Source organism: Grimontia hollisae CIP 101886, assembly GCF_000176515.1.
GTDB lineage: Bacteria > Pseudomonadota > Gammaproteobacteria > Enterobacterales > Vibrionaceae > Enterovibrio > Enterovibrio hollisae.
Window position 1 is genome coordinate 232,149 of sequence record NZ_ADAQ01000012.1, and the last position, 13,876, is coordinate 246,024.

Consider the following 13,876-nt stretch of genomic DNA (forward strand, 5'->3'; position numbering starts at 1 on the left):
TGCCGCCGCCGCCGCGATAGGGAAAAGTGGGCCCAACCATTTTCTTACGTTATTCAAAAACACATCTCCATGATTTTTTTAGACCAATACACGTGAGAAGAGAGGTTTGCAAAGTAAACTTAAGAAAAGCTTAAGATGCGTTAACGTGATGAGTTTAAAGTGATATTGGGTTGGGGTTGTTGCAGGTATCTGTGAGATAGCCCCTAGAAAAGAGGCTATCTTTCGTTAGCGTAATAAGAGCAATACTTTTTCTATTATCTCAACGGCTTCATCAACAATAGGGTCTTCCACCGTGAGTGGGGGTAACAGTCTGATCGCATTGCCGAATTGCCCGCAAGGCAACAAGATGAGCCCTTTGTTTCGACAGGCGCTGACAAAGGGCTGCACATGACTGGGTTCGGGCTTTCCATCAGAGACAAAGTCAAACGCCACCATGGCGCCTTTATGGCGGATATGGTCGATAGGCAAGTCAGGATGACGCGTTTTTATGTCGAACAAAGCTTGATGCAGACGGTGTCCTATAACTTCAGCGCGTTCGTTCAGACACTTTGATTCCAGCTCATCCAACACTGCCAGTGCGGCTGCACACCCTACCGGACTGCCGCCATAGGTGCCGCCAAGACCGCCGGGGGCGGGGCTATCCATGATTTCCCGTTTGCCGATAATACCGGAAAGTGGGTATCCACCTGCCAGTGCTTTTGCCACCGTGATCAAATCCGGCTTCACATCAAAATGCTCGCTCGCGAAGGTTTTCCCGGTGCGACCGAAACCTGTCTGCACTTCATCGAAAATCAGCACGATACCGTGTTCATCGCAAAGGGTACGAAGGTGTGTCATCAGCTCATTTGGCGCTGCATAAAATCCACCTTCACCCTGAACCGGTTCCAACACAATGGCGGCGACGGACGAAGGAGAAATATCGGTCTTGAACAGTTTCTCCAACTGTTGCAGCGAGTAGTCGGTATCGATGCCCGGATAAGGTACTGGAAACGGAATGTGGTAGATCTCATTAGGGAAAGGACCAAACCCGTCTTTGTACGGTGTAATCTTCCCGGTCATCCCCATGGTCAAAAGCGTCCGGCCATGGAATCCACCCTGAAAGGCAATCACACCGCTGCGTTTGGTGTAATGACGGGCAATCTTTACTGCGTTCTCCAGTGCCTCTGCACCTGTGGTCATCAAAAGGGTTTTGGCATCATCAATCGGGGCGAGGGCGTTTAGCCGTTCGGCAAGTTCGATGTAATTCTCATAACCTGCAACCTGAAAAGCGGTATGGCTGAATTTCCCGATTTGTGCCGTGACTGCCTGTGTGACGGCGTGGTTGCAATGGCCGGTATTGACCACCGCAATCCCTGCGGCGAAATCGATATACCGATTGTTTTCCACGTCCCAAAACTCGGCGTTTTTGGCATGTTTTACAAACAGGGGGGTAGCCGACGCCACGCCCCTGGGCACCGCCGCGTTACGACGGTCCATCAGTGACTGGTTGTTCATGATTGGTTCCTGATAAGTGACTAGGGTCAACAGGCCCTAGAGTCCGCCAAAGCAGACGTATTTGGTGTCGAGGTATTCTTCGATGCCCTGACGCGATCCTTCCCGGCCTAAGCCCGAGGTTTTCACACCGCCAAAGGGCGCGACTTCATTGGAGATCACCCCTTCATTGACGCCGACCATGCCATATTCCAGTGCTTCACTGACGCGAAGGCAGCGATGTATGTCCCGCGAATAGAAGTAAGCAGCGAGGCCATATTCAGTGTCGTTGGCCATGGCGATGGCTTCCGCTTCATCTTCAAAGCGGAAAAGGGGAGCGACGGGGCCAAAGGTCTCTTCAGACGCAATCCGCATGGCCGGGGTGACGTCGGCCAATACCGTGGGCTGATAGAAGAGGCCACCCAGAGAATGGCTGGTTCCGCCGGTCAGCCGCCGTGCTCCCAAAATCAATGCATCACGTATGTGGGATTCGACTTTATCCAGTGCTGCCCGGTTGATAAGCGGGCCAATCTGGTTTCTGGGTTCGAGTCCGTTTCCCACTTTAAGGTTGCTCACTGCATTGGCGAACTTTTCTGCAAACGTGTTATAGACGCCGGATTGCACCAGAATACGGTTGGCGCATACGCAGGTTTGCCCGGCATTGCGAAACTTAGATGCCATCGCCCCCTCTACCGCCGCATCGATATCGGCATCATCGAAGACAATAAATGGTGCGTTGCCACCAAGCTCCATTGACACGCGTTTGACCGTATCAGCACATTGCCTGATGAGGATTTTGCCAACCGCGGTTGAGCCGGTAAAAGACAGCTTGCGGACATCCGGGCTATCACATAACACTTTGCCAACGCCGGCACCGTGAGACGCGGTTATCACATTGATGACACCATCAGGAATGCCAGCTTCTTGCGCCAGCGAAACCAGTGCCAAGGCTGAAAGCGGTGTGGCTTCAGCGGGTTTGACGACAATGGTGCACCCTGCCGCAAGTGCCGGGGCGACTTTGCGGGTGATCATCGCAACCGGGAAGTTCCATGGCGTGATCGCGGCACATACACCAACCGGTTGCTTGAGGGTTTGCAAGCGCCGGTCTTTGGCTGTGGTGGGGATCACATCGCCATACGTGCGTTTCCCTTCCTCGGCAAACCATTGGATGAAGGAGGCACCGTAAGCCACTTCTCCCATAGATTCAGCCAATGGCTTACCCGATTCCTGGGTGATGATTGCCGCCAGATCGGACTGGTGTTCCATGATGAGGTGAAACCAGGCCATCAGTTTTTCAGCACGTTGTTTGGCGGTGTATTCCCGCCAGGATGTGAATGCTGTATTTGCAGTATCAATGGCTATCAGGGTTTCGCGCTCACCCATCTCCGGAACATGCGCAAGGATAGTACTGTTAGCCGGGTCGAAAACGGGGTAGGTTTTTCCGTCCCCACTGCCGATCCATTGGCCGCCGATGAAGGCTTTATCACGAATCAAGGTCATCACGCCGCCCCGCTTTTCTCAATATGTTGTTTGGCACGTTGCAATAGCGCGTCATATTCCTTGCGCGCTTTCAGGGCATCTTCCAGTGAGACTTCTATAAACTGGACCGACGCGTTGGGCTGCATCTGGCCGATAAGATCCATATCGACAGAGATCACCGTGCCAATCATAAAATACCCCCCGCCAGACACTGCATCGCGGTGCAACACAATGGGCTCTTTGCCGGCCGGCACCTGAATGGAGCCATAGGGGTAGCAGCCATCGACAATATTGGATGGATCGGAGCCTGCGCCGAAAGGCTGTTCCCGCTCAACAAATTCAAGCGGCGTGCCGTTTTTGAAGCGATAACCAATCCGGTCCGCTTCCGGTGCAACCTGCCAGGTATCGTTGAAAAACTGCTTGCCGGATGCGTCAGTGATCCGGTGCCAGTAAAGTCCGGGAACGACACGTAATTGGTTATCCCGTGGCCTGCGAAGTGCGTCAGGCAAATGGCGTTCAGCAAACGGCGTAGCATCGCTACCAACCGGAAGCTCATCCTCTGCCTGTAAAAGCCTGCCTTCAAACCCACCCAATGCGCCGAGCGTGTAGGTAGAACGGCTGCCCAGCACAGCTGGCACATCAATGCCCCCGGCAACGGCGATATAAATACGTGCCCCGCCAGTCAGGTGTGAAAAGGAAAGTGTCTGGCCGGCTTTTACCGCAAAGCTGGTCCAGTTAGCCTGCTCTTCCCCATCAACGATAGGCGTCATGTCAGCCCCGGTGACGGCCACGGTAGCATCTTGATTGAACGTCAGTTTGGGCCCCATGAACACCGCTTCCAGCACGGCGGCGTTTTCGTCGTTGCCGACCAGCCAGTTGGCACAGCGACAGGCGAACCTGTCCATGGCGCCAGAAACCGGGATACCCAGATGAAAATACCCTTTGCGCCCCAAGTCCTGTACCGAGGTGGCGAGCCCCGGATGAATAACATTAATGCTCATACAGCGCCTCCTGCATTGCTGCGTTATAGCCCGCCATGTCCTTTTCAAATTCAGACAGCGAGAAGCGAACCGGTTTCGTGCGTGGCTGATAGGTCCCGTCTTCGACCTGTTTGATGATTTCGTGGTATTCACTTTCCGGGATGGGTTTGAACTTCACGATATCGCCCGGTTTGAAGTACACCAGAAAGTCTTTCAGATGTGCCGCGCTTTGGGCCGGGTCGTAAATGGGCATCGGCGTGACCCCAAACATCTGGTAGCCACCAGCGCCACGCACTGAATAGATACAGGAAAAACACCCGCCATAGCCGACGGTCTGCTTCGGGGTATCGGTTCTTGGCCTGACATATTTGGGCACCTGGATTTGCTTTTCGCGCTCCACCATTTGGAACATAAACGGCAGGCCGGAAACGAACCCCACCATGGTCACAAACCACGGCGACCCAGAATGTGCCTCAATAAAGGCGTCAACAGAGTCATAGCCGTTGATTCTGGCGGCATAAGAGAGATCGGTTCCGTCAGGATCCTGATGACGGTCGCGAAACCGCATCAGGGTTTCATGTGTCCACGGGTCTTGATAAAACACCGGCACTTCGACGATGCGGGTGTCAATTTCAGCCTTGCCGGAAGCCTGTGCTTTTTCGATGTCCTGAATAGCAGCCAGCATGGTTTCAGGCGTACAGATATCCGGGTTGTATTTGACCTGGAATGAGGCGTTTGCCGGGCAGATCTCTTCGACGCCGGGCAGGTTGGCGTTGCGGATGGCCTGAGTGATTGACAGGCTTTTGAAAAAGGCAGCGAGCGACATCTCTTCACTGACTTCGACGAAAATATGTTCGTCGCCACCGTATGAATAACGTGTTTGCATGGTCCGTCCTTAGCTTGCTTCGGGGAGCGAGCAGTCCTTCTTGTTGTCAGGTGGGGTTTCAGGCTTTGGGGCGTTGAGTGTCTCCAGCCACTGTTCAAGCCAGGCCGTATGGAAATCGCCGCGAATGACATCCGGCGCTTCACAGAGTTTTTGAAACAATGGTTGGGTGGTTTTGACGCCTTCAACGGAGAGCTCATCCAGCGCCCTTGCCATGCGCTGAATCGCACGCTCCCTGTCTTCATCCCATACGATCAATTTGCCTAGCAGGGAGTCGTAATAGGGGGGAATGGCAAAGCCGGAATAGATGAGCCCGTCAAAGCGCACGCCACTTCCCATCGGCGGTGTGAACGAAGAGATCACACCGGGAAAAGGAAGGAAGCCGTTGAATGGGTCTTCCGCATTCAGGCGGATTTCAATGGCATGGCCGCGGCGCTGAATGTCTTCCTGTTTGAAAGAAAGGGGCTGACCTGCGGCTATTTGGATCATTTCCCGGATCAGGTCGACACCTGTGATGGCTTCCGTGATGGGGTGCTCGACCTGAATGCGGGTATTCATTTCGATGAAATAGAAGGATTCAGATTCCTCGTCGTAGAGAAACTCAATGGTGCCCGCACCTTTGTAATTCACGCTTTTCGCCAGCGACACCGCAGACTGGCACATGGCTTCACGTACCCGATCCGGCAAGACAGCACAGGGGGCTTCTTCCCAGACTTTCTGGCGGCGGCGTTGCAGTGAACATTCACGTTCAAACAGGTGGACCGCGTTTTCGCCATCGGCAAGGATCTGCACTTCGACATGGCGGGACTGGCGAATGAATTTCTCCAGATAAAGCGTGCCATCACCAAACGCAGACTGCGCTTCGGCCGATGCCTGATGGTATTGGGTTAAGAACTCACCTTCTTGCTCAATCACCCGGATACCGCGGCCTCCACCACCCGCCGAGGCTTTGATCATCACTGGGAAACCGATTTGTCTGGCCTGCTTGAGCGCCGCGTCAGGATTAGCGGCAGGCGCATTGCCGGGAACCACAGGCACACCTGCCGCCACCGCGGTTTCACGGGCTCGGGCTTTATCCGCCATCTTGGTCATGGTTTGTCCTGAAGGGCCAACAAAGATGATGTCTGCTGCGCGCACGTCATCGGAGAAGCGGGCGTTTTCAGAGAGAAACCCGTAGCCGGGATGAATGGCATCGGCACCGGACGCTTTTGCGGCCTGAATAACTTTGTCGCCACAAAGGTAGGATTGGCTGGCCATGGGCGCACCAATACAAATGGCATCATCGGCAAGCATCACAGCAAGGGAGTCTTTATCCGCTTCACTGTAAACCTGCACGGTATGAATCCCCATCTCCTTGGCCGCACGAATAATACGTACGGCTATCTCACCCCGGTTGGCGATGAGCAGTTTTTCGATTGTCATACAGATTCCTTGTGTGCTTCCGGAGCGCTTATTTCAGGCGGACGATAGGTTGTCCCGCGCTGACAGGGCTTTCGTTTTCAATCAGAAAGTCGTCAATCACACCGGACGTTTCTGCTTTGATTTCATGGAAAGATTTCATCACTTCCACCAGTCCAATCACGTCGCCTGGCGCAATCTCATCCCCCGGCGCTTTATAGCTGGGCTGGTCAGGTGAGGCCGAGCGGTAAAAAATGCCGGGTAGCGGGCAGATAATCTCTTTGTCAGACATATGTCACTCCTTCGAACGTTAGTCTTTGTCAGCGGTACAGTGGGCTTGGTGTGAAAGATGAGGTTGGAGTGCCTCATTAACCGCCCTGGCAATATCCACAGCATTCGGCGTGTCTGAATGCACACAGATGGTCTGGGCGACAACTGGGATTTCCCCGCCATGGGTTGCGGTGACCTTGCCGTGTTCTACCGCTTTCAAAACACGTTTGGCGGCATTGACGGGATCGGTTGCCTCATGGGTTTGGGTGATCACCAGGTGTCCATCTTGATCGTAGTCGAGATCGGTAAAAAACTCGGGAATGAAGCCTGCACCATGTGCTTTGTAGATGGTTTCATGGCAGGTGCCAGAGAGGCCAAAAACCGGTACCTGATAGTGGTGCGCAATGCGGGCGATGGTTTCAGCTATGTCTGGATCGGATGCGGCCATGCCATACAAGGCGCCATGGGGTTTGAGGTGGTTCAGCGGCATCTCCAGCATATCGAGAAAGCCTTTCAGCGCCCCGATTTGGTACACAATCATGTTGTGCAACTCACCTTGGCCAAGGTGCATTTTTCGGCGGCCAAACCCTTGCAAGTCTGGCAATGAAAAATGTGCGCCGACTTTCACACCGTATTGCTTGGCCAGTTCCACGGTGCGTTTCATATGATTGGGATCAGAAGCATGAAACCCACAGGCAACATTGGCTTCGGTGATATATGGCATTAAGGCTTCATCATCACTTAATGTGTAAATGCCAAAACCTTCACCCAAGTCGCTGTTTATACTGATCATAGTGTCACTTTCCTTTTTGATAATATGTGCAGGGGCCAATCAGTGGGCGCCCAGTTTTGCGCGTAGGCGAATGCGAATTTGATCCACGATGACAGCGAATATCAGCAGCGCACCGATCACCACGGTTTGTAAGTAAGACTCCACACGGGTCAGGTTCATGCCGTTTTGCACCAGACTGATAAACACCGCGCCCAGCACGACATGCTCAACACGACCTATCCCGCCGCGCAGGCTCACCCCGGCGATAACACAGGCGGCGATGGATTCAAGTGGCATGGCTGCACCAATGTTGGCTTCGCCGGTATCAAGACGTGCTGTGATTAACATGCCAGCCATGGCGGCGAATGATGCGCAGAGCAGGTAGGCCAAAATCAGCGTTTTGTGGGTGTTGATCCCGGAAAGACGGGCTGCATTGATGTTTCCGCCGACTGCATAGAAATAGCGACCAAGGCGGGTACGGTTGACGATGACCAGGGCAAACAGCGTCATGAGTAAGGCCACAATAATGGGCGTGGGTAACCCCAGGATGTTGCCAAAGCCGAAGGTGTTGCCGAATTCCACCGGCATGCCATACACCGGGGAGCCTCCTGTCATATACAGGGCGATGCCAAACCCAATCGAAGAAATGCCTAACGTCATCACAAAAGGGGAGACCTGAAAGAGGGCGACACCAACACCGTTGATCAACCCGACCACCAAGCCCACAGCCACCCCGGCAGCCATGCCAGCGAGGATGGCGAGGTGCACCGAGTCCGGTAAGGCGGCATATACGGCAGCCATGGTTGTTGCGCCAACAACGGACGAGAGGGCGATGATGGTGCCGACGGAGAGATCAAACCCCGCCGTCAACAACACAAACATCTGGCCGATTGAGACCATCACCAGATACGAAGACTGGCGAAGCAGGTTCAACAGGTTCCGTGTGGTCAGGAAATTGTCTGACGCTGACGCAAAGATGGTCACTGCAACAATCACCAGAATGGGCAGCACACCTACTTTCACAAACAGCCGGGTTAGGCGGTGAGTGAATTGTCCGCCGGATGCTGACAAATCTGTGTTTTGGGCACTGGAACTGGCCTTCACTGGCTCACTGTTCATTTTCATACTCCATAGATTCAAAAAAGTGATTGAGTGCTTCGGTTTCAGAAATGTCTGTGCCCTGAAGGTGTGCGGCGATTTGTCCTTCGCGCATCACGTAAAGGCGGTGGGAGAGGTGCACTACCTCAGGCAAATCGGACGAAATGATCACAACCGCTGCTCCTTGCTCGCAGAGGCTGGCGATAAAACGGTAGATTTCGGCGCGCGTACCGACATCTACCCCGACAGTGGGTTCGTCAAACACATACAGCGAGACCTCGCGGGTCAGGCATTTTGCCAGCAGCACTTTTTGTTGGTTGCCTCCGCTGAACTGGCCAACATCGCGCTCGGTTTGCATCGGGTAAAGCTTAAGGCGGGTGGCGAGGCTATGGGTTTGTTCACGCTCATGGGCAAGGTCTAACGCGCCGTGACGACGGGAAAGAGGCAAGGAGCCAAGGGACGGCAGACTGATGTTCTCGCGGCAACTGCGGTTAAGCACCAGCCCTTCGTCTTTCCTGTCCCGGGAGTTATAGAAGAACCCCCGGTTGAGCATCTCCCGGATGCTGAGGCCAGTGACGTTTTCACCGTTAAATATGACACTGCCGCTACTCACTCTTTCTGCACCGAAACAGGCACGCAGCGCTTCAGATTTGCCGCAGCCGACGAGTCCGGCAAAACCGACAATCTCACCCGCCCGGACATGGAAAGAGAGATTTTCTACCGTCCGGTTATGGGTGGAGAGGGAATGGACATCCAATACGGTTTGGGTGGGGAGAAACGGCACATGTGGATAGACATTGTCAATCTCCCTGCCTGTCATCATGGTGATGAGATCTTGTTCTTCAACCTCATCGACCTTGCGTGTCCCGATATATTTTCCGTCACGCAATACCGTAATGCGGTCGGCAATCTGCCTGATTTCTCCCATGCGGTGAGAGATATAGATGATGCCGACCTCTTTGGCTTTGAGCTGTTCAATCAGCGAAAACAGTTGCTCGGTTTCCTGATGGGTGAGGGAGGCGGTAGGCTCATCCAGAATCAACACAGACAGCTTGCCCCTTAGGGCTTTGGCAATCTCCACCATTTGCTTTTCAGCGCGCGACAGCTCACTGACGGGCAGGTTAGCATCAAGGGCAAAGCCCATTTTTTCAAGAAGTGCCTGCGCGTCGGAGTGCAAGGCGGTGTTGTCCAGAAAGCGTCCGGTTAACGGCTCTTCACCCAAGAACAGGTTTTGTGCGACCGTCAGGGTGTCGACCAGAGAAAACTCCTGGAATACCGCGCTGATCCCTTTCTGTCTTGCGTCATACACACTGTTGAAACGCACCGTGTCATCAAGGAAGCGTATCTCTCCGGCTGTGGGCTGGTTAGCACCACAGATAATGGAAATCAAGGTGGACTTCCCCGCGCCGTTTTCGCCAAACAGCACGTGTACTTCGCCAGGCTCAAGGGTGAAATCTACGCCGTCGAGCGCTTTGACGCCGGGATACTGTTTGTGTATCCCGTTCAGGCTGAGAAGAGGTGCGTCCATCATTGCGGTTTCACGGTAAACGTGGGTTTAAAGCCCGCTGGAGCGAGGGAACTGTTGCGCTCAAACGTGTTGATATTGCTATCATCGATAACATACAGTTGTGGGCCCACGTGCTTGGTATACGGTTTTCCTTCAAGGATACGGATGGCCTGATCGATAGCGACACGGCCCTGGATAACCGCCGAATCAGTGGGGGCTGCGAGGATAAGACCACGTTTGATGCCCTGATACACGCCGGGCGTGAAGTAGTAGGAAAGGACGCCGATTTGGTCCGTGAGACCGCGGGCGCGCAGCAGGCTGGTTGCTGCTTCAGCAGTCACAGCGGTGCCAACGATGTAATCCAGATCCGGATGTGCTTCGAGGGTGTCTTCAACCAGCTTCAGCTGCACTTCCTTGCCGGTATCGCCGTATTTGGTTTCCACCACATCAATGTTGGAACCTTCGACAGCAGACTGAAACCCTTTGTTACCGGCTTCAACCCAGCCTGCGCCAGGAGGCCCCGGGAACCAGCCGACGTTGACTTTTTCTTTGTCGTTCTGGTGACGTTCTGCCAGATACTGGCCAATTTTTGCGCCCATTTCCCCAAAAGAAACCAGGGATTTGGCTGAGATATCCGGGGATGACATACCGTTGACGATATCGATAACCGGTATGCCGGATTGGGCGATGTTTTTCACCAGATTGTTGAGACCATCGAAAGAAATCGCGCCGATGATAACGGCATCTGCTCCTGATGCGACACAGTCCTCAATCTGTGAAAGCTGGGTATTGAGATTGGTGTAGCCACCCGCTTCAACCAGCTGCATACCAACACCGGCACGCTTGGCTTCATCGACGACGCCATAATTCACTGCGGTCCAGTACGCATCTTTCAGATGTGGAAAGGAAACGCAGATATCCCAGGCTTTGCTGGCTTTTTCGACTGGCTGGTATTGCATGACGTTGCGGGCGCTGTTCATATCGAAAGGGGTCGTCCAGACATCCACCGTATACGGATACCAGTTTTCACTGTGGACCGCACCGCTTTGGGCGAATGCCATTGCACCGACCAAGGTTAACCATGGGACAGCAGAAGGTTTGCCGTTCATGTTTCTTCTCCCTGTTACTTCAACCAATGTTTGCAATTGCCAAGGCGCGGGAAGTACCGGATTTGGCGATTGCTTGATGTGTTAATAACAGGTTAAATTTACATCACTGGTATGTAAATTATAGAGTTTTGTCTAGTGTTATAAGAAAAATAGATACCCAAAAGCGATGTGATGTCAGCTAGTGAAATTTATTTAATACATTGTTATTTAAAGACTAAATGAAGTTATGCTGTCATTTTTTAGACCTATTGACAGGTCTGGATATCAGAAGAATGGATACAAGGCTTAAGGAAAACAGAACATGCTCCCAACCATGAAACAGATCCGGTATTTTATTGCGACAGCAGACTCCGGGCAGGTCTCGCAGGCTGCCAATGCCATGCACGTTTCCCAGTCGGCGATCACTACCGCTGTCAAGCAGTTGGAAGAGATGTTGAATGTGAGCCTGTTTGTCCGCCAGCCCCATGGCATGTTGCTGACCTATGAAGGGAACCAGTTTTATCAGCATGCCACACACATCGTGAAGGAGCTGGAAGAAGCGATGCTGCTGTCACACCGCCGCGCTAACCAGGTATCAGGTACGATCACGCTGGCGATGTCCTACACACTGGCGGGATATTTTGTGCCACCCTACCTGACCCGCTTCCAGCGCAGCTATCCCAATGTGAATGTGAAGCTGGTGGAGGCGACCCGGAGCAATATTGAGGAAGGTGTGGTATCGGGAGAGTTTGACGTGGCTTTTATGCTGACATCTAACCTGCTCAACCAGGAAGATATCAGTTTCCAGACCTTGTTGAGCTCGCAGCGTCGGTTGTGGCTAAGTTCCAGTCACCCTCTTCTCGAAAGAAAAATGGTGACCTTGCACGATGTCGCCCAATATCCTTACATCATGTTAACCGTTGATGAGGCAAGCAATACGGCCCAGCGGTACTGGAACCAAACACCTTATCAGCCAAACACTGTCTTCAGGACGACGTCTGTCGAATCGGTGCGTAGCCTGGTGGCAAATGATTATGGCATCACCATTCTGTCAGATATGGTGTATCGCCCTTGGTCACTGGAAGGAAGACGGGTAGAAGTGCGCCCCCTTGCAGATCATGTGCCTGCCATGGATGTTGGCGTGGTATGGTCCAGAAAGCGTGAACGCAGCAGTGCGGTTAAAGCATTTTGTGAGTTTATGGAACTGTCAGTGATGCCGGACAGCGGGTCTTCCCAGCGGTTTTGAACCAGGCAGGTGTATCACCTGCCGGATCCTGATGGATGCAAGGCTAGCCAGCGCCGCGCTCGCGGTACTTTCCCGCACCGGGTTTTCGTCTTGGTGTTGGCTTGTTAGTGGTTGGCTTGTTCTCTTTGCCCTGTCCGGCACTTTTGGGTTGTGGCTTCTTGGCCTTTTTGGGCTTTTTCGGTTTGATGGGGCGTGTATCCAATGCTTTTTCAGGCAATGGATTGGTCGGTTTGAAACCCGCTAGTTCCTGACGGGGCAGCAGTTGCTGGATCAGGCGCTCAATACCAAACAGATCGTCAGCTTCATCGGCACACACCAAAGAAATAGCTTTCCCGGGTTCACCGGCACGACCGGTACGGCCAATGCGGTGCACATAGTCTTCTGCTACATGGGGGATCTCAAAATTCACCACCTGTGGAAGCTGAGGAATATCTATACCACGGGCGGCAATGTCGGTCGCGACCAGAACACGCACATCTCCGGTTTTAAAATCAGCCAGCGCTTTGGTACGCGCACTCTGGCTTTTGTTGCCGTGAATAGGTGCTGCCGTGATGCCTTCCTCGTTGAGAAAGCGCGCAAGCTTGTTGGCCCCATGCTTGGTTCGGGTAAAGACCAAAACCTGCTTCCAGTCACCGTCTTTGATCAGTTTGGAAAGCATCGCCGGTTTCTTTTTCTTGTCTGCCGGGTAAATGCATTGCTCAACGGTACGCGCTGTTGAGTTGGCCGGGGTGACGGAGATTTCTACCGGGTTGTTAACCAGACCTTTGGCCAGATTTCGGATTTCATCCGAAAACGTGGCGGAGAACAGCAGGCTCTGGCGGTTTTTCGGCAGCAAATCCAGAATCTTTTTAATGTCGCGGAAAAAGCCCATGTCCAGCATGCGATCGGCTTCATCCAACACCAGAACCTCGAGCTGCGAGAACTTCACTGCGTTTTGCTGATACAAATCCAGCAGGCGGCCTGGCGTTGCCACCAGAATGTCAGTCCCTTTTCTAAGCGCCATCATCTGTGGATTAATTTTTACGCCACCAAAAACCACGCTTGAGCGCAGGGGAAGGTGGCGGCTGTACACCACCGCATTTTCATGAATTTGCGCCGCCAGCTCACGGGTGGGTGTCAGGATGAGTGCGCGCACGTGATTGGGGCGGGTGCGTCCGCCGTTACTCAGACGTTCTAAAATCGGCAGTACAAAGCCTGCCGTTTTACCGGTACCTGTCTGCGCGGCCGCCATGACATCCTTGCCTTCCAACACGGCAGGAATCGCCTGCATCTGGATAGGGGAAGGTGTGTCGTAGCCTTTTTCCTGAATAGCACGAAGGATTGGCGCAGAAAGGCCTAACTCGGTAAAACCCATAAATTAATTTCTCGATAAGTGATTGCCCTACAAGGGCGATAATCGGCAAATATGCCGAAAATGGGATAGGGAGCGCTATTCTGCGCTTTTCCTTGGGAGAGGGCAATGAATATCTAAAACCAGAGAGGCTGCCTTTCTGTCTATGATTGTGTTTTTTGTGTATTGAAATCTGTTCAGATGATGTGAAATTACCTATTTTTTGCCAAAAAAATCGGTCTGCCAGTAAGAACGATTACATCGGAATTAACACCATGAAAAGCCGGGTTTAAAACAAGCGTGCTTTTTTGCGCCTTCCCAGTGAAAGGCAGACGATATCTTGTTTTTGCAACAT

12 protein-coding genes are annotated in these 13,876 nt (G+C 53.0%); 1 reads left to right on the top strand and 11 read right to left on the bottom strand.

Features of this window, described 5'->3' with window-relative positions; all coding sequences use genetic code 11:
• Positions 1–225: 225 nt before the first annotated feature.
• The 10 genes from gabT to torT are packed head-to-tail and all read right to left on the bottom strand — an operon-like array spanning position 226 to position 10,966.
• Positions 226–1,494, bottom strand: a complete 1,269-nt coding sequence (gene gabT / locus VHA_RS12175) for a 4-aminobutyrate--2-oxoglutarate transaminase (RefSeq protein WP_005504728.1) — start codon at positions 1,492–1,494, stop codon at positions 226–228.
• A 36-nt stretch (positions 1,495–1,530) separates the two neighbouring features.
• The gene (locus VHA_RS12180) at positions 1,531–2,970 is read right to left on the bottom strand and encodes an NAD-dependent succinate-semialdehyde dehydrogenase (protein WP_005504731.1); all 1,440 of its coding nucleotides are present in this window, start codon (positions 2,968–2,970) and stop codon (positions 1,531–1,533) included.
• Complete coding sequence (locus VHA_RS12185; protein ID WP_005504732.1) at positions 2,970–3,950, bottom strand: 5-oxoprolinase subunit C family protein; 981 nt, start codon at positions 3,948–3,950, stop codon at positions 2,970–2,972. Before VHA_RS12185 ends, VHA_RS12180 begins: the two co-directional genes overlap by 1 nt.
• Positions 3,940–4,815, bottom strand: coding sequence for a 5-oxoprolinase subunit B family protein (locus VHA_RS12190; RefSeq protein WP_005504733.1), 876 nt, complete (start codon positions 4,813–4,815; stop codon positions 3,940–3,942). Before VHA_RS12190 ends, VHA_RS12185 begins: the two co-directional genes overlap by 11 nt.
• Positions 4,816–4,824: 9 nt before the next feature.
• Complete coding sequence (locus VHA_RS12195; RefSeq protein WP_005504734.1) at positions 4,825–6,234, bottom strand: acetyl-CoA carboxylase biotin carboxylase subunit; 1,410 nt, start codon at positions 6,232–6,234, stop codon at positions 4,825–4,827.
• Positions 6,235–6,262: 28 nt separating this feature from the next.
• Complete coding sequence (locus tag VHA_RS12200; RefSeq protein WP_005504735.1) at positions 6,263–6,502, bottom strand: acetyl-CoA carboxylase; 240 nt, start codon at positions 6,500–6,502, stop codon at positions 6,263–6,265.
• A gap of 18 nt (positions 6,503–6,520) precedes the next feature.
• A complete protein-coding gene (gene pxpA, locus VHA_RS12205; protein ID WP_005504736.1) occupies positions 6,521–7,273 on the bottom strand; it encodes a 5-oxoprolinase subunit PxpA in 753 nt (250 codons plus the stop codon).
• Positions 7,274–7,312: 39 nt separating this feature from the next.
• On the bottom strand, positions 7,313–8,371 hold the full coding sequence (locus VHA_RS12210; protein WP_005504737.1) for an ABC transporter permease: 1,059 nt from the start codon (positions 8,369–8,371) through the stop codon (positions 7,313–7,315).
• Positions 8,361–9,881: a sugar ABC transporter ATP-binding protein gene (locus tag VHA_RS12215; RefSeq protein ID WP_005504738.1), complete on the bottom strand. Its 1,521-nt coding sequence runs from the start codon at positions 9,879–9,881 to the stop codon at positions 8,361–8,363. Before VHA_RS12215 ends, VHA_RS12210 begins: the two co-directional genes overlap by 11 nt.
• Positions 9,878–10,966 (bottom strand): TMAO reductase system periplasmic protein TorT, encoded by a 1,089-nt coding sequence (gene torT / locus VHA_RS12220; RefSeq protein WP_005504739.1) that lies wholly within the window; start codon positions 10,964–10,966, stop codon positions 9,878–9,880. The genes VHA_RS12215 and torT overlap by 4 nt, the downstream gene beginning before the upstream one ends.
• A gap of 301 nt (positions 10,967–11,267) precedes the next feature.
• On the opposite strand from torT, the gene VHA_RS12225 reads away from it, so the two are divergent.
• On the top strand, positions 11,268–12,191 hold the full coding sequence (locus VHA_RS12225; protein WP_005504741.1) for a LysR family transcriptional regulator: 924 nt from the start codon (positions 11,268–11,270) through the stop codon (positions 12,189–12,191).
• A 43-nt stretch (positions 12,192–12,234) separates the two neighbouring features.
• On the opposite strand, the gene VHA_RS12230 is transcribed toward VHA_RS12225, so the two are convergent.
• A complete protein-coding gene (locus tag VHA_RS12230; RefSeq protein ID WP_005504742.1) occupies positions 12,235–13,545 on the bottom strand; it encodes a DEAD/DEAH box helicase in 1,311 nt (436 codons plus the stop codon).
• Between the last annotated feature and the right edge of the window lie 331 nt (positions 13,546–13,876).